The sequence below is a fragment of the Enterobacter sp. KBR-315C3_2022 genome (assembly GCF_041399425.1).
Lineage (GTDB): Bacteria > Pseudomonadota > Gammaproteobacteria > Enterobacterales > Enterobacteriaceae > Enterobacter.
Genome location: NZ_JBGKEB010000029.1, coordinates 15,420 through 41,489 on the forward strand (window position 1 = coordinate 15,420; position 26,070 = coordinate 41,489).

The following is a 26,070-nucleotide window of genomic DNA, read 5'->3' on the forward strand; positions in this document are numbered from 1 at the left end:
GGTCTTATTCACAAGAACAAAGGAGTCGGGATGAGTTCTCAATCCCAGGCCAAATCACCGGAAGCCTTACGAGCAATGGTCGCCGGGACGCTGGCTAATTTTCAGCATCCAACCCTGAAGCACAATCTCACCGCGCTGAAAGCGCTGCATCACGTGGCGTGGATGGACGATACGCTGCACATCGAACTGCAAATGCCGTTCGTCTGGGCCAGCGCGTTCGACACGCTGAAAGAGCAAACCAGCTCTGATCTGCTGCGCATCACCGGCGCGAAGGCGATTGTCTGGAAGCTCAGCCACAGCATTGCCACGCTCAAGCGCGTGAAAAACCAGCCTGGCGTGAACGGCGTGAAGAACATCATCGCCGTCAGCTCCGGGAAGGGCGGGGTGGGGAAATCCTCCACCGCGGTCAATCTGGCGCTGGCGCTGGCGGCCGAAGGGGCGAAGGTCGGCATTCTGGATGCCGATATTTACGGCCCGTCCGTGCCGAACATGCTGGGTGCGGAAAACCAGCGCCCAACCTCGCCGGACGGCACCCACATGGCGCCGATTATGGCCCACGGTCTGGCAACCAACTCGATTGGCTACCTGGTCACCGATGATAACGCCATGGTCTGGCGCGGCCCGATGGCCAGCAAAGCGCTGATGCAGATGCTGCAGGAGACGATGTGGCCGGATCTGGATTATCTGGTGCTGGACATGCCGCCGGGCACCGGTGACATTCAGCTCACGCTGGCGCAGAACATCCCGGTGACGGGCGCGGTGGTGGTGACGACGCCGCAGGACATTGCGCTGATCGACGCCAAAAAAGGCATCGTGATGTTCGAGAAGGTGGAAGTACCTGTCCTCGGCATCGTCGAGAACATGAGCATGCATATCTGCAGCAACTGCGGGCACCATGAGCCGATCTTCGGCACCGGCGGCGCAGAAAAGCTGGCCGCGCAGTATCACACCCAGCTGCTGGGCCAGATGCCGCTGCACATCACGCTGCGTGAAGATCTCGACAGCGGGAAGCCAACGGTAGTGAGCCGTCCAGACAGCGAGTTTGCGGAAATCTATCGTCAGCTGGCGGGGCGCGTTGCGGCGCAGCTCTACTGGCAGGGCGAAGTGATTCCGGGCGAGATCGCGTTCCGCGCGGTGTAATTCATCTGCGATTGAGTGCCGGGCGGCGGCTTCGCCTTCCCGGCCTGCAAAGGGTACCATCACGTAGGTCGGGTAAGGCGAAGCCGCCACCCGACTTTAACGCAACCGATAGTGCATCAAATAATACTCTCCGTCCGGAGCATCCCCCGTCGCCTCGATGTGCCAGCCGTGACGCTGGTAAAATTCAACGGCCCGCCTGTTCTTTACCAGACACTTGAGCGATCCCGTGCTGGTAAACGTCTTTTGCACCTGTTCAAGCAGTAAGCGCCCGACGCCCAGCCGCTGGTACTGCGGATCGACAAACAGGTTGTGCAGAAAGTTATCGTTCGTCCAGACGGAGGCGAACCCCAGGCGGTGCCCGTTCTGCACGGCAACCCAAATCTCTTCATCGCGGGTCGCCGCATCGAAATCCTCGAGCTGCCATTCTTCCCCGTCCAGCCACGGCCAGGCATCGCGCCGGGCATGCAGGTAGAGCGTGCGCAGGAAAGGGCGGTCGCTCTCCTGCCACGGGCGAATATGTACGGTATCAGCGGTGATAGAAGATATCTCCGTTATAGGCTTTGTAGATTTTGCCGTCGGTATCACCGATCAGCACGTAGTTCTCGCCCATATAGGTCCAGTGCGTTCCCGCGTCCGGCGCCGGGAGGTTGCGCAGCTGATACTGTTTGATGGTGTACTCCGGGGTCTGGTACTGAGCAGGCGCAGTATCCCCAATCTTGAATTTGGTGAAGTCGGCAATGAACTCTTGTTCTTCATAAGCCTTGATGCCGGAAGGTGCGGAAGCCGTTTGCGGAGCAGCGCTGGCGGCACCCGCTAAAGACAGTAAAACACCCAGAAGCAACAGTTTGCGCTTAGCCATTTTTTCTCCAGTGAAATCGTTACGGACATATCGATACAGCAGTGAGCCTATTTTAAGTATCACGCATTGATGTGTTTGAAAAAAAATGTAACAAAAGTGGACGATTTTGTGTAGCGATTATGAGTCGCAATATTTTCTGGCTGAATAACTCATCGGTAGGCGGATGGTTGGATTTATCGTTATGTAAATTAATTCTGAAAAATAACGACGGTTTTAAAATTATATCATATTGCGAATGCATTCCCTGAGTAGAACACTTAAAATTGCCTATTAGACATATACGATCTTATTTCCTTTCAGCCGCCTCTTAGCACCACGCGCGAGTTTTTTATGCGTGCTGGGGATTTGAACGTTTCTTTAAATGATTAATGAATTGATTTTATTACTAAAAGTGGGTTTTTCCACTTTTGAACATGGTTTGCCGGTTAAGGATTGACCGCAATGACAATAGATCGCATTATTAAAATGAAAAACACAACGCCCCTTTCGATTATATTTCTCGTTATTAGCCAGCTAACCGGCTGTGTTTTTTCTCCCGGACAAGAGTTAAGCATTAAAGGCAAAAATATTGCTTCGTCCGACGCCGGTGAATATCAAATCGATAATCACGTCGACGTGTATCAGATTACGCCCGGCCTGATTGAGAAAATGCGTAAGCCGATGCTGAAATCTCAGCAAAATCCTAATCTTGATGAGCAGGTCAGGGCGTGGGAGTACCGCGTCGGTCCCGGCGACATCCTGACGGTGACGGTATGGGACCACCCGGAGCTCACCACGCCAGCAGGCCAATACCGTAGCGCAAGCGATGCCGGTAACTGGATCAATGCAGACGGCACGCTCTTCTATCCTTACGTCGGAAAGGTGCACGTTGCCGGTAAAACCGTGGCTGAAATTCGCGATGAAATTGCCGCACGCCTGGAGCGCGTTATCGAAAGCCCGCAGGTGGACGTCAGCATAGCGTCTTTCCGCTCGCAAAAAGCCTACGTCACGGGAGAGGTGGCAAAATCGGGCCAGCAGGCGATCACCAATATCCCCCTGACGGTGATGGACGCGGTTAACGCCGCGGGCGGGCTCTCCGCCGACGCCGACTGGCGGAGCGTCGTGCTCACGCACAACGGTCAGGACGTTCAGCTTTCGCTCTATGCACTGATGCAGCATGGCGATCTCACGCAAAATAAACTGCTCTATCCCGGCGACATTCTGTTCGTGCCACGCAACGACGCGCTAAAAGTGTTCGTGATGGGAGAAGTGGTGAAGCAAAGCACGCTCAAGATGGATCGCAGCGGAATGACGCTGGCGGAGGCGCTGGGCAGCGCGGGCGGCATGAATCAGGATATGGCCGACGCTACCGGCATCTTCGTCATTCGCTCGATTCCAAAAACAGAGCAGTCGAAAAAGATAGCCAATATCTATCAGCTAAACGCGAAAGACGCGTCGGCAATGGTGATGGGCACGGAGTTTCAGCTTGAACCTTACGACATTGTGTACGTCACCACGGCACCGCTGTCGCGCTGGAATCGCGTAGTGACGCAGCTTGTTCCGACCATTAGCGGCGTTCATGACCTGACTGAAACCGTCCGCTACATCCGATCCTGGCCGCAATAATGTTCAATTCAATCCTGGTGGTATGCACCGGAAACGTCTGCCGCTCCCCCATCGCGGAGCGGCTGCTGCGTCAGCTTTTACCGAATAAGCAGATTTCGTCGGCGGGGATCATGGGGCTTGAAGGCAACCCGGCGGACGGCCTCGCTCTGGACGTCGCCACGCGGCACGGCGTCTCGCTGGAAGGACACGTGGCGCGCAGGCTGACGCGCAGCCTGATGCAGACGTCGGACCTCATTTTGGTGATGGAGCCAGAGCATCTGCGCTTTATCGCCGATATTGCACCGGAAACCCGCGGAAAATCACTGCTTTTTGGCCACTGGCTGGAGCAGCAAATTATCCCCGATCCGTATTGCAAAAGTCGTGAAACGTTCGAATACGTCTTCGAACAGTTGGGCAAAGCCAGTCAGGAATGGGCTCGCCGTTTGGGTCAACAAGGAATCAAGCATTAATGTCGTCTTATACCACTGACAGTTATGGGGCTGAGTCATCCACAAAAGGCGAAATCGATCTGATTCGATTGCTCGGCGAGATGATCGACCACCGCGTTATCATTTTGAGCGTAACGTTTCTGTTTGCCTTTCTGGCGGCGCTGTATGCCAGCTTTTCGAGGCCTGTTTACCAGGCGGACGCGCTGATCCAAATCGAAGCGAAACAGGAAAACGGCCTGCTTAAAAATTTGAGCCAGCTTGATTCCGGCCTTTCACCCGATGTGGCGCCGGAGATTTTGCTGCTTAAATCACGCATGATCCTCGGCGAGACCGTTGACGATCTTGGCCTGACTCAGCACGTACGCCAGCGTATGTTGCCGATAGTGGGCCCGCTGTGGGAGTGGGTGCGCGGGCGTAAACAGGGCACTATTGCTATCGATGGGCTGCATATTCCGCAGCTGGAAGGGCACCCTCAGGAGCTTATCCTCACCGCACTGGGTGAGGGGAAGTACCTGCTTGAAGGTGAAGATCTCCGCGCCCAGGGAACGATCGGCAAGCCGCTGGTGGAAGAGGGCGTCTCGCTTCTGGTGACTGCGCTTGATGCTGCCACCGGAACGCAGTTCACCCTGAAATCGTTACCCCGGCTTGACGTTATTCATTCGCTTCAAAAGCGCCTGACGGTCACTGAATCGGCGAAGCAGAGCGGCATGCTCACCCTGACGCTCACCGGCCACGATGCGGAAAACATCGCCGTGGAGCTGAACACGATTGCGGAGAGTTATCTGCGGCAGAACGTGGCCCGCCAGCAGGCTCAGGACGCCCGCAGCCTGGCTTTTTTACAGCGTCAGCTGCCCAAAATCAGCAGCGAGCTGAATGAGGCGGAGGCGCGCCTGAACGAATACCGAAAACAGCGTGATTCCGTAGATTTAACCCTTGAGGCGAAATCGGTGCTGGATCGCGTTGTTAACGTTGAAAATCAGCTTAACGAACTCACCTTCCGCGAAGCGGAGATCTCACAGCTTTTTAAAAAGGATCACCCGACCTATCGTGCGCTGCAGGACAAACGCAAGACGCTGGAGCAGGAGCGGGCGCGATTAAACGGTCGCGTCTCGAGCATGCCTTCCACGCAGCAGGAAATTTTGCGCCTCAGCCGCGACGTGGAGTCCGGGCGGGAAATTTATCTGCAGCTTTTAACGCGTCAGCAGGAACTCAGTATTTCTCGTTCCAGCGCGATTGGGAACGTGCGCATCATCGACGCTGCGGTGACGAAATCCGATCCGATAAAACCCAAAAAGGCGCTGATTGTGGTTATGGGCGTGCTGCTTGGCCTGATGATGTCCGCGGGCGGCGTGCTGGTGCGCGTGGCGCTTAAGCGCGGTATTACCACGTCTGAACAGCTTGAGGTGTACGGAATACCCGTTCTGGCGACGCTGCCGCGATCCGCCTGGCTGTGGAAAAAAACGCACCTGCACAGCAAGACGCCGTTCAGCACGGACTGGCGGCACAAAACTTCGGATGTTCCTTTCCTGCCCGTCGACCGGCCCGCGGATATGTTTGTTGAGGCAATCAGAGGGCTGCGCACCAGCCTGCACTTCACCATGATGGATGCCGTCAATAAGGTGGTGATGTTCTCCGGGCCGACCCAGGACTGCGGCAAAACCCTGGTCAGCACCTCGCTGGCTGCGGTTACCACGCAGGCGGGACAGAAAACGTTACTGATTGATGCCGACATGCGCGCAGGCTACGTGGACAACATTTTTAACCTCAGCAACAGCCGCGGGTTGTCCTCCGTGCTTGAAGGAACCTGCGGGTATCGGGAGGCGATTCAGCACTACGAGAAGGGCGGTTTTGACGTCATGACGCGCGGCCCGGACTCGCTTCTTCCTTCTGAACTGCTGCTGAGCGAGCGGCTGCAGGCCTTAATGGCGTGGGCGGATGAGCATTATGACATGGTGATTGTCGATACGCCGCCGGTGCTTGCCGTAACCGACGCCGCCCTGATCGCCAAAACGGCGGCGACGCTGATTCTTGTCACCCGCTTCGACAAAACCAGCGCGAAAGAGGTCGAGACCAGCATAAAGCGCCTGCAGCAGCTGGGCGTCAGGATCAGCGGTATACTCCTCAACGATATCGTGAAATCCGCGGCGCTTTACTACAGTTCCGGGTATAACCACTCCGGCTACAGCTATACCGCGGAGAATAAATCACGCGAGCGCTAGTGCCTCACCAGCGTCGCAAAGTAGTACACCAGGGGAATGGCGAGAACCCAAAGTCCAATGGGGATTTCACGCCATTTCCCGGCAATCGCTTTAATCACGATGTAAAACAGCAATCCCCCCGCGATGCCCGTCCCGAAGCTGTTGGCGATCAGCGTAATCATCACCATCATCAGCACCGGCAGGCCGTCGGTGAAGTTCGCTAAATCGACTTTTCGCAGGCCGCTGAACATGTTCAGCCCAATCAGAATCAGCGCTGGCGCGGTCGCTTCTTTCGGGATCATCAGCGCCACCGGCGTAAACAGCAGCATTAGCAGGAACATCACGGCGGCGGCCAGCGCGGTCATGCCCGTTTTGCCTCCGGCCTCTGCGGCGGCGGAAGACTCAATCAATGCCGTTGCCGCCGGAATACCGACCCACGGGCCAATCGCGGCCGCAATAGAGTCCACCATAAAGGGACGATTGATATGCGGCATGTTGCCTTCTTCGTCCAGCAGGCCCGCTTCGCCGCCCACGGCCAGCGTCGTGCCCATGGTGGAGAAAAACTCGGAGGCGAAAAAGACGAACAGGAACGGCAGGAAGGCGATGTTAAGCGCGCCGAGCATGTCGATCTGCCCCAGCACCGGCGTGAGTGAATGGGGGGCATCGATAAGGCTGGCGGGCAATTTTGTTACGCCCATCGGGATGCCGACGAGCGTGGCAAACAGGATCGCCCACAGGATAGCGCCCGGAATGCGGCGGGCCTGCAGGGCGATTGCCAGAAACAGCCCGGACAGCGCCACCAGCGCGGCTGGGGAGAGAAAATCGCCGAGCATCAGGGCATTTGTTTTCGCGTTTGCCAGCACCAGCCCCGCGTTTCTGAAACCGAGCACGGCGACAAACAGTCCGATGGAGGCGGTTAGCCCCAGCTTGATCGACTGGGGAACCGAGCGCGTGACCACTTCGCGAAGCCCGAAGCGCGTCAGCAAAAAGAACAAAATGCCCGACCAGCAGGCAATTCCCAGGCCGATTTGCCAGCCAATGCCTTCGCTTCCCGCCAGCGTCACGCCGACCAGCACCGAGCCGCCGATGCCCGGCCCGACGATAAACGGCAGGTTAGCGTAAAACGCCATCAGCAGCGTGCCGGCGACGAACACCAGAATGGTGCCGGTCGTCGCGGCGCCTTTGTCCATCCCGCCCACGGCCAGCAGCCCAGGGATCACCACCAGCAGGTACGCGGCCGCCAGAAAGCCGGTGACGCCGGCCAGGCACTCGGTGCGTGCGTTGCTGCCGCGCGCCCGAACGGCGAAACGGCGCTCAAGCCAGCTCCCTGGTGCTGGCGTATTTACGGTATTGTCGGCCATTGTCCGGCTCTCCTTCGGTATTATTGCGTGGCGTCCGGCGTTTCCCGGTACGAAATGAGCGGATCGACAATCTGGCGCGTGGTGCCGTCGGTCAATCCAAGGTCGGTCAAATGCGGCCCGGCGTTGCAGGCAAGGCACGTGCCCTCTATCGCCTTAAAGACGCGGTACGGCGGCTCCCAGTCGGCAATCTCGCTGCTGCGTTCGCGAAGCGCGCGGAACTGCTGCGCCAGCTCGGACGGCGGCAGTTCGGACAGCATACCGGCTATCGGCATCGCGACGTGCGAGACAATCTCCCCGCGCTGCGCCAGCGCCATGCCGCCCCCGCTGTGAATCAGCGCGTTTGCCGCCAGCGCCATATCCTCCGGCGAGCGTCCCAGCACGACCAGGTTGTGGGAATCGTGCGAGTAGCTGGTGGCTATCGCGCCGCGCAGCTCTCCCCAGCCTTCCAGCAGGGCAATCTGCGGTTTGGCCTCGTGGCGGCCGTGGCGATGCTGCACCCAGATCAGGCTAAATCCTTCCGGTATCTCAACGCGTCCGCTGCGGACGTTTACCTCGACTTCGCCCCAGCGGGTAAACCGCGCGCCGCTGATGTGGCGCAGGCGGGCAACGCCGTGGCTGGCGCCTTCGATGCGCAGCTGAAAATCTTCTGCCGCGAGCGCAGAAAGCCGCAGGGTATCGCGCGGCAACGCTGCCTTGGGGGCTTTAAGCGGCTCGATCATCGTCCCACCGCGGGCAATCAGTTTGCCCGCCGCGTAAACCCGGCGAGCGGTCAGCTTGTCCAGGGAGTCAAACGCGACTAAATCCGCGCGTCGCCCGGCAGCAATCAGCCCGAGGTCGTTGCGCTGCAGGCGAATCGCGGCGTTCAGCGTGGCGAAGCGCAGCGCGTCGGTTGCCGCCAGCCCGTGCTCGATCAGCAGGTTGAGGAGGGCAATAATGCCGCCTTTCTCCAGCAGCACGTCGGGCGGCACGTCGTCGGTGCACACCGTGATTTGCGACGAGAGATGCGGCAGGGTTTTCAGGGCCTTCACGATATCGGGCAGCAGGTAGGGATGCGAGCCGCGGATTTCGAGCGTCAGGCCGGCGCGCAGTTTTTCCAGCGCATCGTCCGCGGAGGTCAGCTCGTGATCGGACGTCACGCCCGCCGCCAGGTAGGCCTGTAGGTCCGCGCCGCTCAGGCCGCGGGCGTGGCCTTCGATAAGCTTTCCGCTTTCCAGGCCCGCCTGCAGAATGTCGATCATGCGCGCGCTGCCGTTCAGCACGCCGTGCATGTCCATCACTTCCGCCACGCCGCGCACGTCGGGCCAACTGAGCAGGGTGGTCATCTCATCGCCGTTAAAGTCCGCGCCGGACATCTCCAGCCCCGGCGTAGACGGCACGCTTGACGGGGCCGCGACCATCACCTGCAGCGGCAGGTTGCGGGTGGACTCTACCGCAAAGCGAACGCCGTCAATGCCGAGCACGTTTGCCAGCTCGTGCGGGTCCCAAAATACCGCCGTGGTGCCCTGCGCCAGCACGATTTCCGCATAGCGGGCGGGCAGCAGGTGCGAGCTTTCCAGGTGGACGTGCGTGTCCATCAGGCCCGGCGACAGGTAAAGCCCGCTGAGATCGTGCGTCTCAAGCGCGTCGCGGCGGCTGCCGCGCGGATGCACGCTGGCAATCAGATCGCCGACGATGCCGACGTCGGCGTCGCGGATCTCGCCGGTCGCCATATCGATAATGCGGGCCTGCGTGAGCAGCAGGTCAAAAGGCTGTTCGCCTCGCGCGGCCTGTACGGCGCGGCGTCGGGTTTCGGCAGTCATGCAATAAACAGTTCCAGCTTCAAAATAATGACGCTACTCTATGCACCCGGCAAACGTTTGCCTAGCTGATAAAATTTATCACCCGATAACCGCGGGTTATCCTGCGACGCGTGTAAGAGAAAATGATGACGGAACCCTGGCAGCGCTTGCCCGCGCTCTCTCTTCGGCAGCTTCAGTACTTTGTCACCCTTGCCGAGCTGCGCCATTTTACGGATACGGCCAGCAGGCTGGCGATAAGCCAGCCTGCGCTCAGCAGCGCCCTGCGGCAAATTGAAACGGTGCTCGGCGGCAAGCTGGTTAACCGGACCGCCTCCGCCGTGACGCTGACCGAACTGGGCAATGCCATCCTGCCGCACGCGCAGCGGGTGGTCAGCGTCGCGCAGCTTGCCTTTGAGGATATGCAACGGATCGTGCAGGCGGGCGGCGACGGCACGGTGCGTATTGGCCTGATCCCCTCCGTCGGTTCGCTCTTATTCCCGCAGCTTCCCCAGGCGCTGGCGCTGGCGTTTCCTCGCCTGAAGGTCGAGTTTCACGATCAAACCAACGATGCGCTGGTGGCGCAGCTGCTGAAAGGGCAGATTGATTTCGGCATAGGCGCGCTGGATAACACGGTGTCCGACGAGCTGGACGTTTTTCCGATTCAGGAAGATCCGTTTGTTGCCGTGGTCCATCGGGACGATCCGCTGGCCGCCTCGGCCCACCTGCCGTGGAAGCAGCTGGCCGGTCGTGAAATCGCGGTGTTCTCGAAGGGGAATATTCAGCGCCTGGTCAACGCGCTGGCGGAAAGCCACCGCCTGTCATTAAGGACGCGCTATCAGGTGGATTACATCGAAACGCTGTACGGGCTGGTGCGCTCCCGGCTTGCGGTGGCTATCTTGCCTGAGCTCTACACGACCCACCTGCAGGATCCGCAGCTTAAGGTCGTTCATCTTCAGCAGCCGGCGCTGGCCCGCACGGTGGCCCTGATGCGCGCCCCGCAGGCGCTGCCTCCGCTGATTGAATCCTGCTTCGCCCTGATGCTGGACACCCTGCGCGCGACCTGACGCGACACTTCTTTACAGCGGGGCGGCACAATGCCCGCTAAGATGACGCTCGTCTACTCACGAGGTCAACATGGAAAACCGCACTTTTGCTAAGCTCCGCCGCTGGGCGCGAGAAGGGATTATTTTCATTCTGCTGGCGCTGGCCGTTATGTGGGGCGTGGACCAATACCGTAAACCCGATTTGCCCGCCAGCTTCAGCGCGACGCCGATGCGGAGCATTGACGGCAGAACGTTCGACATTGCGGCGCTTAGCCAGGAGCGGCCGCTGATGATTTACGTCTGGGCGACCTGGTGCAGCATTTGCCGCTTCACCTCGCCCTCCGTCGATAAGATAGCCAAAGAGGGCGGAAACGTGGTGAGCATTGCGATGCGCTCCGGCGATGATGCGAAGCTTGCGCGCTGGGTGGAAAAGAAACAGCTTACGATGCCGGTAATCAACGATGCAAACGGCGCGCTGTCGCAGCAGTGGCAGGTGAGCGTCACGCCAACGCTGGTGATTGTGTCGAAAGGGCAGGTGGTCAGCACGACAACCGGCTGGACGAGCTACTGGGGAATGAAGCTTCGGACGTGGTGGGCGGGGCGATAAAATAACCCCTCTCCGGCAGGAGAGGGGCTGATATTACTTCGCCATAACTTCCTGCGCGGTACGCTCAACCAGGGACAGCAGGACCTTAACGTCCTCCAGCGTCACGGTTGGGTTCAGCAGGGTAAGCTTCAGGCAGGTGACGCCGTTGTGCTCGGTCACGCCGACGTTGGCACGACCGGATTCCAGCAGCGCATCGCCGATTTTCTGGTTCAGCAGGGCGATGCCCGCGTCGTCCAGCTGCGTTTCAGGGCGGAAGCGGAAGAGCACGCTTGCCAGCTGCGGCTGCATGACCAGTTCCAGAGCAGGCTGCTCCTTCACGTAGGCCGCAACCTGCTGCGCCAGCGTCACGCCGTGATCGATAATCGCCGCGTACTGCTCCTGACCCAGCGCTTCCAGGCTCATCCACAGCTTCAGCGCGTCGAAGCGGCGCGTCGTCTGCAGCGATTTGGAGACCAGGTTAGGCACGCCCGCTTCTTCATCGAACTCAGAGTTCAGGTAGGCCGCCTGATAGCGCATCAGCTCATAGTGGCGCGCCTCTTTCAGCAGGAACGCGCCGCAGCTGATGGTCTGGAAGAACTGCTTGTGGAAGTCCAGGGTAACGGAATCCACCAGCTCAATGCCGTCCAGGTAGTGACGATACTGCTCGGACATCAGCAGCGCGCCGCCCCAGGCCGCATCAACGTGGACCCAGATGTTCTGCTTCGCCGCCAGCTCGGCAATCGCGCGCAGCGGATCGATAGCACCGGCGTCGGTGGTACCTGCCGTCGCAACAATCGCCAGGATCTGTTCGCCGTTCGCGTTGCACTGCTCAATTTTCGCCGCCAGATCGTTGAGATCCATGCGCGAGAATTCGTCCGTTTTCACCTGCACGACGGACTGGTAGCCCAGCCCCATCAGCGCCATGTTCTTCTGCACGGAGAAGTGCGCGTTTTCGGAGCACAGCACGCGGATCTTGCGCAGATCGCCCACCAGGCCGTCCTGCTGAACGGAATGACCCTGACGTGCGAAGAACGCATCGCGCGCCAGCATCAGGCCCATCAGGTTGCTCTGGGTGCCGCCGCTGGTGAAGACACCCGCGTCGCCAGCCTGATAACCCACGCGGGTACGCAGCCACTCGATCAGCTTGATCTCAATGATGGTTGCGGACGGGCTTTGATCCCAGGAGTCCATGCTCTGGTTGGTGGCGTTGATCAGCACTTCCGCCGCCTGGCTTACCACCAGGCTTGGGCAGTGCAGGTGCGCCACGCACTGCGGGTGATGAACGGACAGGCTGTCTTTCAGGAAGAACTCCACGGCGCGTTCAATCGCCGCTTCGTTGCCCAGCCCTTTCGGGTTGAAATCCAGCTTAATGCGGTCGCGCAGCTCCGCGACCGTTTTGCCCTGATACATCTCAGGCTGTTTCAGCCACTGCATCACAGCCTGAGTGCTTTGTTCAATCGCCTGCTGGTAAGCGTCAATGCTCTGCGCAGAGGAGAACAAAATTGGGTTTGAATCAGACATCGTAATCAACAACTCCGGTTACGCCGGGCGAACGCCCGCAGCAAGCAGCGCCTGCTCGAATTTATCCAGGAAGATCTTCAGCTCGTCATCGCTAATCAGCAGGGACGGCAGCAGGCGCAGAACGATACCGTTACGGCCGCCGCGCTCCAGAATCAGACCGTTTTCGAAGCACTTCTTCTGGATCAGGGCAGACAGCTCGCCGTCGCCAGGGAAGCAGCCCATGTGGTCAGCCGCTTCGTTTGGCTTCACGATTTCAATGCCGATCATCATGCCCAGACCGCGAACGTGGCCGATAACCGGATAGCGTTTCGCCATCTCTTTCAGCTGGCCTTTCAGCCATTCGCCCTGCGCGGCTACTTTGCCCGCGACGTTCTGGTCTTTCAGGATCTTCAGCGTGGTCAGGCCGGTTGCCATCGCCAGCTGGTTGCCGCGGAAGGTGCCGGTGTGGTGGCCTGGCGCCCATGCGTCGAACTGCTTTTTGATGCCGAGCACGGCCAGCGGCAGACCGCCGCCGACGGCTTTAGACATTACGATGATGTCTGGCTCAATGCCCGCGTGTTCGAAGGCGAAGAATTTACCGGTGCGCGCAAAGCCCGCCTGTACTTCGTCGAGGATCAGCAGGATGCCGTGCTCCTGCGTCACTTTACGGATGCGCTGCAGCCACTCGGCCGGAGCCGGGTTCACGCCGCCTTCCCCCTGAACCGCTTCCAGGATCACCGCGGCAGGTTTACGTACGCCGCTTTCAACGTCGTTGATCAGGTTATCGAAGTAGTAGGTCAGCGCCTTCACGCCCGCTTCGCCGCCGATGCCCAGCGGGCAGCGGTACTCGTGCGGGTAAGGCATGAACTGGACTTCTGGCATCATGCCGTCAACCGCTTCTTTTGGAGACAGGTTGCCGGTCACGGACAGCGCGCCGTGGGTCATGCCGTGGTAGCCGCCGGAGAAGCTAATAATTCCGCTGCGGCCGGTCACTTTTTTCGCCAGCTTCAGCGCCGCTTCAACGGCGTCTGCACCGGATGGACCGGTGAACTGCAGGCAGTACTCTTTGCCCTGGCCTGGCAGCAGAGAGAGCAGATACTCGGAAAACGCGTCTTTCAACGGCGTAGTCAAATCGAGGGTATGTAACGGCAAGCCGCTGGTAATGACATTTTGGATGCTTTTCAGCACATCAGGATGATTGTGGCCCAGCGCGAGGGTGCCTGCGCCGGCTAAACAGTCAAGGTATTCTTTATTATCTGCATCGGTGATCCACACGCCTTCTGCTTTAGTGATCGCTAAAGGCAGCTTGCGCGGATAACTCCTGACGTTAGATTCAAACTCGGCCTGACGGGCCAGATAGGTTTCGTTGCTTTTGTGGGCATCTGCGGTGTCAATACGGACTTTATCCGTCATCATATCTCTCCTACAACCGCGGCTTCGCTATGCGCCACGGTTGAATAAATAGTTTAAAAAATAGATGGGGCCTGAAAAACGCCGCCAATATAGAGCCTTTTGAGGTCAGGCTCAATGGTTAATTTGTTTGCGGTTTTATGACAAACGTAAAGGAACCGCACCCCACCATGAAGCGCGTGAAATCTGGAGGAATATCATTGAATAAAAACAGTCAATTGCGCGGTGAAGTCGGGGCGTAATTTGTTACAAAAATAATCAATAAAATGCCCAGCGAAGCGGGGGAAATCGTGGGTAAAAAAGGGGCAGCAGAGCGTTACTCCCTTAACGCGCTGTTTATAAGATCAACTACCGGGCAAAGCCGTCGAAAACGCCGTTCTTGTTTACGGCCACTTTGCCGCTTTTGTAAACAATGATTTCGAAAATCCCCTGGCTGTAAACGGTGGCGCTTTCTGTCGTTTCAATCACCGCGGCTGGCTTGCCGTCTACGGTTAAAATGCCGTCGCTGCCGCGCTTAATTTCCATATTATAGTAATGTTTTACGAACGTTTTTTTAGCTGCCTGCGCTTTTTGCACAGGGTATTGCGCCCGGGCATTTTCCAGCGCCTGTTTCTCAGAGGCCTGCAGCAGTGCGGCACGTTCGCTTTCGCTAAGGGCGCGGTGTGAGCAGCCCGAGAGCGTCAGGATAAAAAGTACTGCGGTTATCCACTTGTTCATATATTTCCTGCTATTTAAAAGCGCAAAGATTAATAACGCCGTTTGAATCGGTAATTAATCGAGTGCTTATTATATTAACGATCAGAACCCAACCCCGACGCCCGCACCCACGGCAAAGTCATCGTTGGTCGTGGTGCTGAAGCCCGTTTTGACGATGGCGTTTCCGGCATGGAAAGAGGCGCCGACGCTTACCGCTGATTCGCTTTTAAAGGTGCCCGCCCCGGCGGAAAACATCACCGTTTGCGCCTGCTCGACCTGCGGCATAGAGGCAATCGCGACGGCCGCCGCCGAGCCGCTCCGGGCCTCTTTTTGGTTCTCCTCAACCTCATTTTTCAGGGCGCCAAACTGCGCGTTGGTCGCCCCCTCCAGGGAGGTAATACGTTCTTCATGATTCTGCAGCTGGCCCGCCTGCGCCTGCAGCGCATTGCTGTTGGCCTGGCTGCGTGACTGCACCCGCGCCACGGCTGCCCGGTTGGCGGCGGCTACGGTTTGTGCATCCACCGCCAGCTGCTGCGCGTAAGCGCCTTTGCTATACGCCTGGTTCGCCTTATCAGCCGCGCTCTGAGTCGCCTTATTCTGACGATCGCGGTCCGCCTGAAACGCACCCTTATCGACCTTTCCGGCCATCGCGCTGGTGTTCGCGCTGATTAATTTTTTGTTTTCAGCGATGCCCGCAATATTCGTCAGAATGCTGGTGGTATTGGCATGTATGTTTTTACCGTTCTGGTCGGCGGTGATTTGCGCATTCCCCGCCGCGGCCAGCGCCGTGTGGGCCGTTTTGTCCGCCCCGGCGGCCGCAGCACCGGCCAGGCTGGCGTTAAGCTGCGCGACGTTCGCCACGTGCTGCGCGTCATCCGCTTTGGTGCTGGCGTCGTTAGCCGTATCCTGCGCAATCGAGATCTGCAAATCGTGGCGTTTATCGGTTTGCCCGGCGCTGTAGACGTCGCTGGACAGGCCGGAAAGTTGACCTGCAAGCTGATCAATGGCTATTTCAACATTGCCGCCCGAATTGAGCGAAACGTCCGAAGCCGGGGTGGAAGCGTTTACACTGAACGCACTAAAAGAAGCCATAATAATTATGGCCTTATTGGTTTGTAACATTGCTATCATCTCTATAATTTATATGGGCTTAATTACGCCAGCCATTTTAAATAAATGGCAGATTCTACTCATAGATAAAGACACCCGTTGCGGCTGCATATTTATAGAATATGGAGTAATTAAGTGGCGTTACTATCCCTCTGATTCATTAATAAGATCTTGATACAGATCACTAAAATTTGCGATTTGTTTGGCTTGGGATTAATCTGACTTGGTGATAAAAATCATTAAATATCAGTCGTTTAATATTTTCATTTTCGAAAGGCAAATAATCTCTTTTCATTCAAAAGGAATAAGGGGATAGATGTCCTTGTTATTAACATGGGAATACAGCACGCGTCGTAAGACGCTGCACATCTCAAATGAAACTTTACAAACGAACAGCAATTGATTGGTGGCTCTTATTTCTTAAAGCTGAGAAATACCCGTATTACCGATGAGAATGATGCCCTCATCAGTAATAACGGCTCGCAGATTGGATATGAGCTCAATAAAGAGACCATCAGCGGTTCAGTCAAATGCGCATTTTTATATGAACCGACTTTTCTGAACACGCAAGACTCTTTTTTAAAATTCTCTGGATATAACTAAGTAACCATTGAATCTAATCGAGCATTCATTTTATTCATTAGGCTGGATGCAATAAATACAGATTTCTTACCCATCTTATTAATGTAGGTATATTTAGCCGTAATTGATTTCACTTCATTACCATAGTAACTTGATAGGTAAATATCGTTGTACATATCTTCTGTTTTATTTTTGCCAAGGTCTTTATCAAAATCCATTCTTGCTAATGATTCAGCGTAGATTTTTGATACTGGAGATATATCAATTATTTCAACTTTCACTTTTGTTTCATCTACGGTGGAAGTATCAATTTTTAAATCCTTTGATAGAGCATCAAAAAGTGATGACTCCATTGATAGCCCAACCTTTGCACATCCATAATCTTTTGCATATACAAACAGAGGTAGTATTGATAATGAATAAATTATTAATTTCCTCATATTAATCTTCCACGACTAAAATCTTGTCACTACTTGCAGAAATCTTTTTACGGTATGGAAAGTTAAGGATAATGCAACCGTCAGAAGCTTCACCCAGACCTGATGAATTATCACCGTGTATCATGAACCCATCACGACCACACATTTGATTTTCTGCAAAGGGGGTGAGTCTCATTGTCCACGCTAATGTTGATGCTTTTTTGTGCTTCCAAAAAATGTTTGTTTTTACTTTTAATCTTATTTTGCTACTAAATACTGTCTATCTCTATTGAACAGAATATAGATAATGTAATCTACTCATTTCGGAGAATTACAATTATAGATAATAGGCTTATTGGGTGTATCTTTAGGAATGAATGTTATCTGTGTTTTACTTGTATTCATCCATAGAACTGTAATAGTGCTCCCATTGTTTTCATTAATAAATTCAGATCCATATTGACTTTTAGTATTGAAGTTATAATAACGAGCATCCGACATTTCTAAAAACTCTCTTTTATCTTCATCAACAGAATTTTTAAATACGCCAATAGTTGCAGGCGTTGTGTTTATAGTCTGGCAATGATAAACAAAAGCATGACTATTAAATGAAATGAATAGAGCAAGGGCGGCAGTTGATTTCTTCATCATTTTTAATCTCTATTTAATGAACTAATGGTGCTATTAGAATCATCGAAATTATTCATTTGTTTGAACATTACCCACTTTCTCGCCAAATTATTAGCATCCAATGTTACATTATGTGGCTGCAAAGGTTCATTATCAAACAAAGTTTTGTGAATACAGTCAATAGCAAAATGTACGCTTAAATCATCTGGATTAATACCCATTAACCCTTTATCAAACATTCGATGTAAGCTTACTTCAAGTAATATGCCGTTAGAGGTGTTATTGTTAGCAGCCTCAGTTATAGCTTCAATGTGAGCAGCTTCTAAAATACCTTCAGGAAGTGCATAGCCAGTAACAGCACATCTACCATTAAAGTTAGCCCATACGCGCTTTCTAAAGTCTGCTTGATCTCCTGCATGTCGTGTATTGTGTGTTACTTCCACTGTACGCCCTGTAGCACAGGTATCATTTGCAGCCTCTGAAGTGTTAATAGACTCTCCATTAACAGCTATATCACCTGCATCTAATATTAAAGGAACATCTATTTTAGCTTTCGGTGGCGTTAATGGGCTTAAGTAATTATCACTTAAGAAGAACATACAAGCTTCTTCATCAGTGGCTAATTTCCATGCCTCTGATTGTGTCATTGTACGTAATGCCAATTGGTAAGCTTGTCTATTAAAATAGCGCTTATCTTCCTTGTCTGTTTCTACATCAGTAGTTGTAGGCTCAACAGGAAGCGTAATAGCACCAATTAAAAGATCACGCATTAGTACAGCTTCTTCTAAAGTGTCATACCATTTGGTAACACATTTGCTATTTAATTCTAATCCCATGAATGGGAGACCTACACGGATTGCATTAGGATAGACTTGTAATAAGTAACGCTTGTTACCTTCTGGTTTATCATCCCAAAAAGAAATATATTTTTCCCCCGTATATCTATCAATCCTACTATCTGCATCTTCAATAGCATCAACAGGAGCTGATACAGGTTTAGTAAGTGGGTTATCTGCGTGGCCTATGTGATTACGGCTTAGATGCCATTCTATAGCATCTTCTTTTACATGAATCTTGCATACAGGGCATACAACTAGCCCCATAGATGTTACGGGTATCTTCTTACCTCCGATCAAACGTAATGTACTTACATTCTGATTATGAACTTTCTTTTGATTCTGTGTAAGTACGCTACGTTTAGCCTCTAAGCGAGTAGGGATCTTATCAAGCTGGAGTGATTTTCGCTTATCATGCCTTTCACGATCATAAATCTGAATCCCTGCTTTAGTTTTTATTTGTTTCCATATTGAATCTGGAAATTTATGCCCATGTTCTTTTTCATAATCAGCATGAGCTTTAGAAGTAGCTGTTGCACTATCTAAGCCTTTTTTACGAAGCGCGGTATATTTTTGAAAAAGATTAATGGCATGAGCAGCGATAGCGCGTCTAACATCTCTTTTACGATCTTCTTGAGCTTGATGCTCAGCTTGTTTAGCTCGTTGTTCTTCTGGACTTAGTTTTTGCTTAGCCTTTTTTGCTTTCTTCTTGCTTTCGTTAGCCATTATGTAAGTCTCTAATTTGCATCAATGAATCAATAATACGCTTAGATAAAACCTATGTAAACACAGATGCTAATAGGCAGAAAAATATCCCCTCAAAGCTTTCCACGGAGCGCTAGAGGGGGGCGAATGCCTAAGAATGTTGAAACTTACACGGCTAACTACGCATGGTTAGTCTATAGAACGCCAGCTAATAACATTCTATAAAATAATACTGTCTGTATTTTTGTTTGCTTTCTTCATGTAGTTAACAAATTCATGGTCTTTAAGTAGTGAAACTTTGCCAGAGGTATAAATAATAACCGTGTATAGCCCCTGGCTGTATGCTTTAGCTTTTGGAGTAGTTTCATCTAATGCAGCAGGTTTGCCATTAACATAAAGACTACTATCAGACTTTTTTAATTACCTGTACACCTTCGCTATTGTAAATTACATCTTTCTTCTTAGCTGCTTGTGCTTTCTGGATTGGATATTGAGCTTATGCATTGTCCATAGCCTGTTTCATTGCAGCACCGTTAATAGCGGCTCTTGTCATTACTGCTTCTTCTGGTGGTTGATAACGAGGAGCACAACCAGCCAGAATTGCAGAAGAAACAACTAAAGCAATAATTGCATATTTCATTTTGCTATCATCCTATTATAAGATGGTTGATTATTATTCCGTTTTGCATACAGCGGTTAATTCTTTACAATTAAAACTGATTCTTTATTTTGAATTTCAAAAATGTAAATAAACCCCTTTTAGTTCCAGGCATTTTTTGAGATCCCGGCCAAATGAATATGTTGCCGATATTCCTCCGGCGTCATATTGTTCAGTGATTCATGAGGCGCTCACAGTTATATTCAGACACCCATCTTTCCGTGATTTCCCGCACTTCATTCAGCGTTCTGAACAGATAAAAATCGAGTTTTTCTGTACGGTATGTTCGGTTAAAGCGCTCAAAAAAAGCGTTCTGCGTCGGCTTACCAGGCTGAATAAATTCCAGTTTTACTGCACGTTGCTCAGCCCATTCAGCCAGTGCAAGTGAGATAAATTCCGGACCATTATCCATGCGTAGCATGACCGGATAACCACGATTTGCCGCGATCCTGTCGAGTACACGGACCACGCGCAGAGCTGGCAGATTCAGATCGATTTCAATCGACAACGCCTCACGGTTAAAGTCATCAACGACATTGAACGTGCGAAAACGACGGCCACAGACCAAGGCATCATGCATAAAATCGACAGACCAGCTCTGCTTCAGCGCTTCCGGTGTGGCCAGTGGCGAGGTATTACGCACCGGTAACCTTTGTTTGCCTTTACGGTGAAAATTCAGCTTCAGCAGACAATAAATACGATGGATCCTTTTGTGATTCCACTGGTATCCCTGCCGCCGCAAAACTTGGAAAAGTTTTGGAAAACCGTCCCGTGGGTATCGCTCTGCCACTGCCTGCAACGCGACAATAACGGGTTCGTCACGCGTGGTATCCGGACGGTAATGGTAGACCGTTCTGCTCAGGTTCAGACTCCGGCAGGCCTGACGGATACTGAGTCCAAATGTCTTTATCAGATGAGTGACCAGCTCACGCTTAAAGGCTGGTTTTAAAGCTTTTTTTCGATAAAGTCTTTCAGCGTCCGGTTCTCAAGACTCAGGTCGGCAAACATCTGTTTGAGACGCCGGTTCTCGCCCTCAAGATCCTTGATCTTTTTTATATCAGAAGCCTCCATGCCGCCATATCTGGACTTCCAGTTGTAGTAGGTGGCTTCAGATATACCGGCCTCCCGGCAGACATCTTTAACGGTTCGTCCGGCCTCAACCGATTTAATTACGGCAATGATCTGATGCTCAGTAAAACGGACTTTAGGCATAGCGATCTCCTTTGTTGGCAGATTGATTATGCCGGAGGATCTCTAAATGTTAATGGCACGATTATGCGGGATACTTACATTTGTAGCGCGTGAGAGCTGGTTAACGGCGTTCAAGCTTGTAGATTTGAAGTACCTTAACTATGTGCAGATGGCCTATGAGGAACTTCGAGACGCATTAGCGGCTATTGAGGGCTTGAACATTACCACAAAAGCACTTGTGAAAAAGTATGCTGGTATTCGTACATCCTTAATCACGACGTGTTACATTGCTGTGAAGCATGAAGAATCTTCTAAGCTCCCTCAGTAGGTTGAGTTTTGGAATGATTTCTATAGTGCTGAACCGTCAAATATAATTGTAACTACGCTTCTTTCTGGTTTAACTGGCGTTGCTTCAAATGATTCCAAAACCATGATCAGCAAGTGTAAGAGCAGTTTTGATAGCTTCACTGCTTAACGAATCGATGTAGAAGAGGGGCCATTTTAGCCCCTTCAACTTATCCCTGATTCTTTTCATTCCATGCGTCAGAATGCAATATATTCCCGTCTTTATACAGATGGGTTATTTTCTCGTATCTCAAAGAAACATCTTCCATGTGTCCAGTACCTGTAGCCGTCCGTGTATCGTGCATTATCGGACTAACGCTAACCACTTTCACGTTTTCAAGAAGGATGTTGTAATATTCTTCCTCTTGCCCGCTGTAGTTAATCTTATAGAATTTAAATTCAGCGCTCTTTAACGTTTGCCCTGTAGCAACTGCTTTGAACAGGTAAGGGGAAGAGCTATCAATTTCTTTAGTGAAATTGAAAGGAGCATGTTGTCGAGTTCCTGTAATCTTCCCTGTTAAGTGATCCGTAGGGATAGTTAAAGAATGCTGGAGGCTACGTAATTCTATTGAACCTTCACGGCTTTGAACGTCACAAGATCCCATAATTTGAGAACCGCCATCATCTTTCAATACTAAATGAACTGGTACAGCCATTTTTAAAACTCCTTTTAATTAATCATATAACCATTTGCCAGCTTTAGCTGATTCTGCAAACATTCTTACTGTAAGAGGTTTTGAGATCTGTTTTACTGGCTTATCTGTAAACCATTTTCTAAAGAACCATGTGCTAAACCACGGATAATAAGTTTCATAATTCATTACTGAAATATCAACATTAAACACGTCGCTATATTTATCCATGCAGTAAACTAGATCATCATCATTGGTGTATTCTTGCAACACATCATCTAATTGCAATGGTATTAGCTTTCCTGTGAATGTACCCACTACAGGCAATTCATCACGGAAAAACTCAAGCACTTCTAGATCAGTTACCATATGCGATCTTTCTCATGTGCAATAGTGTTATAGTCTCTGACAGTTTTATAAATTATCTGACTTAAATCACTGGTAATAAGTACCCAACCGATTACAGGCAATCCTCTACCGACGAAAGCACCTAAGTTTTTTACATACTTTGGTTTTAATGTAGTAATACTAGCTTCTGTTAAGGTAGGTAATCTAAATGGTAATTCTACATTGAGATATTGACGTAAATATTTAGATGCTATGGATGTACCTGCTGTAGTTCCGTATGGCTTGCCTCTTGTCTTAAGTATCGGTAATCCCAGAATGATGCAACTCAAAGCTACAATATCTTTTATCTCACCAAACTGATCATTAATCTTATCTAGCAATATCCAGAAAAATAGCTCACCTGCTGAAATATTACATACTCCATGATAGAAGTAAGTTCCGTTTAGCTCTTCAACTGTATCCATACTATCCCTTAGATTAAATAATGGCATTGTTCGCTAATCGTACACCTATTTAATAAGAAAGGGTAAAGAAACATTCCGCGAAAGCTCTTAAAATCAATGGTTATTTAGTGGGGCTTAATGTTATTTCAGTGCGGGTTATTAATTCTTTTTGACTTGCCTTTACCACCGGCGGGTTTGCCCTTCGGATAAGAAGAGCGACCACAGGGAGCGATTCTTATTCCCCTATCGGCAAGAAAACCCTCTGTGATTGAACTATGAGGAAGGAAACCACGACAGTTAGATCACTTCTCACGGTAGCTTTATGTGATACGGGCTGATTTTTACTGTGATACCGGAGTACCACGCAAAAGCCTAGTGTGATACTGTTTTAGCTCCTGCCAGACGGTGAAGAAGGGATGACCGGAGGGCGGGTTTTACTTGTAAAATCAGCACTTTCCTACGCATAATAACCATCCCTAGCGAACTAAAATAATTCTTGACAAATGCCAGCGTAGGGAAGTCAGATGCCTTCCCGGTCATCGCTTCTTCACGTAAGGCAGGAGCGAAACCATGCAGCCTGACCTGCTCGATTTACACGTTTTACATCAGTTCCATACCCACTCTCCGCTCACCCACTGTATGACCAACGACGTCGTGCAGGCCTTTACCGCCAACGTGCTTCTGGCCCTCGGCGCTTCACCGGCGATGGTGATTGAGGCCGATGAAGCCGAACAGTTTGCCGCTGCGGCGGATGCGTTGCTGATTAACGTCGGTACGCTGACCGCGCCGCGCGCCCAGTCGATGCGTCGGGCGATTGAAAGCGCCGTCGCGGCGGGAAAACCCTGGACGCTCGATCCGGTTGCCGTCGGCGCGCTGGCGTTTCGCACCCGCTTTTGCCAGCACGTTCTTTCCCTCAAGCCTGCCGCCATTCGCGGCAATGCCTCCGAAATTCTGGCCCTGGCCGGAATGAGCGAAGGCGGTCGCGGCGTGGATTCCACCGACAGCGCGTCCAGCGCGTTGCCCGCGGCGCAGGCGCTGGCGGAACAGACTCGCGCCATCGTCGTGGTGACGGGGGAGGTGGATTACATCACCGACGGACGGCGAACCCGCACGGTAACCGGCGGAGATCCGATGATGACCCGCGTGGTCGGAACGGGGTGCGCGCTGTCGGCGGTCGTGGCGGCGAGCTGTTCGCTCCCGGGAGATCGGCTGGACAACGTGGCGGCGGCCTGTAAGTGGATGAAGCGCGCCGGAACGCGCGCGGCTGCGGACGCTCGCGGGCCGGGCAGCTTCGCCTCCGCTTTCCTTGACGCGCTGTACGCGCTGGAGGCGCAGGCATGAAGCGGATTAACGCACTCACCATTGCAGGCACAGATCCGAGCGGCGGGGCGGGGATCCAGGCCGATTTAAAAACCTTCTCCGCGCTTGGCGCATACGGATGTTCAGTCATCACCGCGCTGGTGGCGCAAAACACGCGCGGCGTGCAGTCGGTCTACCGCATTGAGCCGGATTTTGTCGCCGCCCAGCTGGACTCGGTGTTCAGCGACGTGCGTATCGACACCACCAAGATTGGCATGCTGGCGGAGACGGACATCGTGGAGGCCGTGGCGGAGCGGCTCCAGCGTTATCAGGTGCAAAACGTGGTGCTCGATACCGTGATGCTGGCGAAAAGCGGCGATCCGCTGCTCTCACCGGCCGCGGTTGACACGCTGCGCAAAAAGCTGCTGCCGCAGGTGGCGCTCATTACCCCGAACCTGCCCGAGGCCGCCGCGCTGCTGGATGCGCCGCACGCGCAGAATGAACGCGAAATGAAGGCGCAGGGCCACGCGCTGCTGGCGCTGGGCTGCGGCGCGGTGCTGATGAAGGGCGGCCATCTTGATGATGCCGAAAGCCCCGACTGGCTCTTTACCCGCGACGGGGAGCAGCGTTTTACCGCGCCGCGCGTGCAGACGAAAAACACCCACGGAACGGGCTGCACGCTCTCCGCGGCGCTGGCCGCGCTGCGCCCGCGGCATCAAAGCTGGAATGACACGGTGCTCCACGCCAAGACCTGGCTTTCCGCCGCGCTGGCGCAGGCCGACACGCTGGAGGTCGGCCACGGCATTGGGCCGGTGCATCATTTTCACGCGTGGTGGTAACGCGGCGCGATGTACACGAATCGAGCCAGCAGAATGTGCTTAATAACGTTGCAAATGGTGGAAAATCTGTTAAGTCGGTACCAGGCTTAGTCTGCCCACAACGCTGTGGGCCTGGATAACACGCTACGGGAGAATAGCTATGACCGATATTGCGCAGTTGCTTGGCAAAGACGCCGACGCCCTTTTGCAGCATCGCTGTATGACCATTCCATCCGACCAGCTTTACCTGCCTGGCCACGACTACGTGGACCGCGTGATGGTGGATAACAACCGTCCGCCCGCGGTGCTGCGAAACATGCAGACGCTGTATAACACTGGCCGACTTGGCGGAACGGGCTATCTGTCCATTCTGCCGGTTGACCAGGGCGTTGAACACTCTGCGGGCGCGTCGTTCGCGGCCAATCCGCTCTATTTCGATCCGAAAAACATCGTGGAGCTGGCGATTGAGGCGGGCTGTAACTGCGTGGCGTCGACCTACGGCGTGCTGGCCTCCGTGTCGCGCCGCTACGCGCACCGCATTCCGTTCCTCGTCAAGCTCAACCACAACGAAACCCTGAGCTACCCGACCGAATATGACCAGACGCTGTACGCCAGCGTCGAGCAGGCGTTCAATATGGGCGCGGTGGCGGTTGGGGCGACGATCTATTTCGGCTCCGAGCAGTCTCGCCGTCAGATTGAAGAAATCTCCGCGGCCTTCGAGCGCGCGCACGAGCTGGGCATGGTGACGGTGCTGTGGGCCTATCTGCGCAACTCTGCGTTCAAGAAGGACGGCGTGGACTACCATGTTTCTGCCGATCTCACCGGGCAGGCGAACCACCTGGCGGCAACGATTGGCGCGGATATCGTTAAGCAGAAAATGGCCGAGAACAACGGCGGCTACAAGGCGGTGAACTTCGGCTATACCGATGACCGAGTCTACAGCAAGCTGACCAGCGATAACCCGATCGACCTGGTGCGCTACCAGCTGGCGAACTGCTACATGGGCCGCGCGGGGCTGATTAACTCCGGCGGCGCGGCGGGCGGCGAAACCGATCTCTCCGACGCGGTGCGCACGGCGGTCATCAACAAACGCGCGGGCGGCATGGGGCTGATTCTGGGCCGTAAGGCGTTCAAGAAATCAATGGCCGACGGCGTGAAGCTGATTAATGCGGTTCAGGATGTCTATCTGGATAGCAAAGTCACGATTGCCTGACGCCTATGTCTCCCTCTCCCCGTGGGTTGAGGGAGCCCCACAAATTTTTAACCTGAAGCGATTAAGGTTTTATTAAAAGAATTAATAGCTTAAAGCGACATCCCGGTCCGGCTGAAAATCGCCGAAGTGTTTCCTGAAGGCCGGGGCGGCGCGCCGGGGGGGGCGGCCGCGGGATAACCCGGGCGGGGTGCGGGGGGGGGCCGGCCCCCAAGGCGCAAGGGATTAACGGGGGGGCGC

Annotated in this window: 24 protein-coding genes and 2 pseudogenes; 10 read left to right on the forward strand and 16 right to left on the reverse strand. The window is 53.4% G+C overall.

Features of this window, described 5'->3' with window-relative positions; genetic code table 11:
* Positions 1 to 30 precede the first annotated feature (30 nt).
* Entirely contained in the window at positions 31 to 1,140 is a 1,110-nt protein-coding gene (apbC, locus tag AB8804_RS20825) for an iron-sulfur cluster carrier protein ApbC (protein ID WP_371189833.1), read from the forward strand.
* Positions 1,141 to 1,236: 96 nt separating this feature from the next.
* On the opposite strand, the gene AB8804_RS20830 is transcribed toward apbC, so the two are convergent.
* Positions 1,237 to 1,722 (reverse strand): GNAT family N-acetyltransferase, encoded by a 486-nt coding sequence (locus AB8804_RS20830; RefSeq protein WP_371189858.1) that lies wholly within the window; start codon positions 1,720 to 1,722, stop codon positions 1,237 to 1,239.
* The gene (locus tag AB8804_RS20835) at positions 1,667 to 1,999 is read right to left on the reverse strand and encodes an RcnB family protein (RefSeq protein ID WP_371189835.1); all 333 of its coding nucleotides are present in this window, start codon (positions 1,997 to 1,999) and stop codon (positions 1,667 to 1,669) included. The genes AB8804_RS20830 and AB8804_RS20835 overlap by 56 nt, the downstream gene beginning before the upstream one ends.
* A gap of 465 nt (positions 2,000 to 2,464) precedes the next feature.
* On the opposite strand from AB8804_RS20835, the gene AB8804_RS20840 reads away from it, so the two are divergent.
* The 3 genes from AB8804_RS20840 to AB8804_RS20850 are packed head-to-tail and all read left to right on the forward strand — an operon-like array spanning position 2,465 to position 6,251.
* Positions 2,465 to 3,604, forward strand: a complete 1,140-nt coding sequence (locus AB8804_RS20840) for a polysaccharide export protein (RefSeq protein WP_371189859.1) — start codon at positions 2,465 to 2,467, stop codon at positions 3,602 to 3,604.
* Positions 3,604 to 4,053 (forward strand): protein tyrosine phosphatase, encoded by a 450-nt coding sequence (locus AB8804_RS20845; RefSeq protein ID WP_371189836.1) that lies wholly within the window; start codon positions 3,604 to 3,606, stop codon positions 4,051 to 4,053. The genes AB8804_RS20840 and AB8804_RS20845 overlap by 1 nt, the downstream gene beginning before the upstream one ends.
* Positions 4,053 to 6,251 (forward strand): polysaccharide biosynthesis tyrosine autokinase, encoded by a 2,199-nt coding sequence (locus AB8804_RS20850; RefSeq protein WP_371189837.1) that lies wholly within the window; start codon positions 4,053 to 4,055, stop codon positions 6,249 to 6,251. Before AB8804_RS20845 ends, AB8804_RS20850 begins: the two co-directional genes overlap by 1 nt.
* Here the strand turns inward: AB8804_RS20850 and AB8804_RS20855 are convergent.
* Together AB8804_RS20855 and AB8804_RS20860 are read right to left on the reverse strand one after the other, a co-directional pair.
* Entirely contained in the window at positions 6,248 to 7,591 is a 1,344-nt protein-coding gene (locus AB8804_RS20855; protein WP_371189839.1) for an NCS2 family permease, read from the reverse strand. The two genes, AB8804_RS20850 and AB8804_RS20855, sit on opposite strands and share 4 nt — an antisense overlap.
* Positions 7,592 to 7,611: 20 nt before the next feature.
* Positions 7,612 to 9,390, reverse strand: coding sequence for an adenine deaminase (locus AB8804_RS20860; protein ID WP_371189841.1), 1,779 nt, complete (start codon positions 9,388 to 9,390; stop codon positions 7,612 to 7,614).
* 122 nt (positions 9,391 to 9,512) lie between these two features.
* Between AB8804_RS20860 and AB8804_RS20865 the strand changes: the two genes are divergently transcribed.
* Complete coding sequence (locus AB8804_RS20865; protein WP_371189842.1) at positions 9,513 to 10,433, forward strand: LysR family transcriptional regulator; 921 nt, start codon at positions 9,513 to 9,515, stop codon at positions 10,431 to 10,433.
* Between the two features lie 70 nt (positions 10,434 to 10,503).
* Positions 10,504 to 11,019: a protein disulfide oxidoreductase gene (locus AB8804_RS20870; RefSeq protein WP_371189843.1), complete on the forward strand. Its 516-nt coding sequence runs from the start codon at positions 10,504 to 10,506 to the stop codon at positions 11,017 to 11,019.
* Positions 11,020 to 11,052: 33 nt separating this feature from the next.
* Here AB8804_RS20870 and AB8804_RS20875 read toward each other — a convergent pair whose 3' ends face one another.
* From AB8804_RS20875 to AB8804_RS20915, 9 genes and pseudogenes are all read right to left on the reverse strand, one after another.
* Entirely contained in the window at positions 11,053 to 12,519 is a 1,467-nt protein-coding gene (locus AB8804_RS20875) for an aspartate aminotransferase family protein (RefSeq protein WP_371189844.1), read from the reverse strand.
* Positions 12,520 to 12,537: 18 nt separating this feature from the next.
* The gene (locus tag AB8804_RS20880) at positions 12,538 to 13,914 is read right to left on the reverse strand and encodes a diaminobutyrate--2-oxoglutarate transaminase (RefSeq protein ID WP_371189845.1); all 1,377 of its coding nucleotides are present in this window, start codon (positions 13,912 to 13,914) and stop codon (positions 12,538 to 12,540) included.
* A 342-nt stretch (positions 13,915 to 14,256) separates the two neighbouring features.
* Entirely contained in the window at positions 14,257 to 14,625 is a 369-nt protein-coding gene (locus AB8804_RS20885; protein ID WP_371189846.1) for a hypothetical protein, read from the reverse strand.
* 81 nt (positions 14,626 to 14,706) lie between these two features.
* Complete coding sequence (locus tag AB8804_RS20890) at positions 14,707 to 15,696, reverse strand: YadA C-terminal domain-containing protein (protein WP_371189847.1); 990 nt, start codon at positions 15,694 to 15,696, stop codon at positions 14,707 to 14,709.
* A gap of 597 nt (positions 15,697 to 16,293) precedes the next feature.
* A pseudogene (locus AB8804_RS20895) lies at positions 16,294 to 16,736 on the reverse strand (Shiga toxin A subunit).
* Between the two features lie 297 nt (positions 16,737 to 17,033).
* Positions 17,034 to 17,366, reverse strand: a complete 333-nt coding sequence (locus tag AB8804_RS20900; protein ID WP_371189848.1) for a hypothetical protein — start codon at positions 17,364 to 17,366, stop codon at positions 17,034 to 17,036.
* A 2-nt stretch (positions 17,367 to 17,368) separates the two neighbouring features.
* Positions 17,369 to 18,907, reverse strand: a complete 1,539-nt coding sequence (locus tag AB8804_RS20905; RefSeq protein ID WP_371189849.1) for an HNH endonuclease — start codon at positions 18,905 to 18,907, stop codon at positions 17,369 to 17,371.
* A 475-nt stretch (positions 18,908 to 19,382) separates the two neighbouring features.
* Entirely contained in the window at positions 19,383 to 19,526 is a 144-nt protein-coding gene (locus AB8804_RS20910) for a hypothetical protein (RefSeq protein ID WP_371189850.1), read from the reverse strand.
* A 119-nt stretch (positions 19,527 to 19,645) separates the two neighbouring features.
* Positions 19,646 to 20,756: pseudogene (locus AB8804_RS20915) on the reverse strand (IS3 family transposase).
* A gap of 46 nt (positions 20,757 to 20,802) precedes the next feature.
* On the opposite strand from AB8804_RS20915, the gene AB8804_RS20920 reads away from it, so the two are divergent.
* Positions 20,803 to 21,063, forward strand: a complete 261-nt coding sequence (locus AB8804_RS20920; RefSeq protein WP_371189851.1) for a hypothetical protein — start codon at positions 20,803 to 20,805, stop codon at positions 21,061 to 21,063.
* A 187-nt stretch (positions 21,064 to 21,250) separates the two neighbouring features.
* On the opposite strand, the gene AB8804_RS20925 is transcribed toward AB8804_RS20920, so the two are convergent.
* From AB8804_RS20925 to AB8804_RS20935, 3 genes are read right to left on the reverse strand one after another with little or no spacing between them, the layout of a single operon-like run.
* A complete protein-coding gene (locus AB8804_RS20925; protein ID WP_371189852.1) occupies positions 21,251 to 21,736 on the reverse strand; it encodes an Hcp family type VI secretion system effector in 486 nt (161 codons plus the stop codon).
* 18 nt (positions 21,737 to 21,754) lie between these two features.
* Positions 21,755 to 22,081, reverse strand: a complete 327-nt coding sequence (locus AB8804_RS20930) for a DUF1493 family protein (protein WP_371189853.1) — start codon at positions 22,079 to 22,081, stop codon at positions 21,755 to 21,757.
* On the reverse strand, positions 22,075 to 22,524 hold the full coding sequence (locus AB8804_RS20935) for an STM2901 family protein (RefSeq protein ID WP_371189854.1): 450 nt from the start codon (positions 22,522 to 22,524) through the stop codon (positions 22,075 to 22,077). Before AB8804_RS20935 ends, AB8804_RS20930 begins: the two co-directional genes overlap by 7 nt.
* 549 nt (positions 22,525 to 23,073) lie before the next feature.
* On the opposite strand from AB8804_RS20935, the gene thiM reads away from it, so the two are divergent.
* The 3 genes from thiM (at position 23,074) to fbaB (ending at position 25,833) form a co-directional block, all read left to right on the forward strand.
* Positions 23,074 to 23,844 carry a hydroxyethylthiazole kinase gene (thiM, locus tag AB8804_RS20940; protein WP_371189855.1) on the forward strand — a complete coding sequence of 257 codons (771 nt, stop codon included), beginning with the start codon at positions 23,074 to 23,076 and terminating at the stop codon, positions 23,842 to 23,844.
* A complete protein-coding gene (gene thiD / locus AB8804_RS20945) occupies positions 23,841 to 24,641 on the forward strand; it encodes a bifunctional hydroxymethylpyrimidine kinase/phosphomethylpyrimidine kinase (RefSeq protein WP_371189856.1) in 801 nt (266 codons plus the stop codon). Before thiM ends, thiD begins: the two co-directional genes overlap by 4 nt.
* Positions 24,642 to 24,780: 139 nt before the next feature.
* The gene (gene fbaB, locus AB8804_RS20950) at positions 24,781 to 25,833 is read left to right on the forward strand and encodes a class I fructose-bisphosphate aldolase (protein ID WP_371189857.1); all 1,053 of its coding nucleotides are present in this window, start codon (positions 24,781 to 24,783) and stop codon (positions 25,831 to 25,833) included.
* Positions 25,834 to 26,070 lie beyond the last annotated feature (237 nt).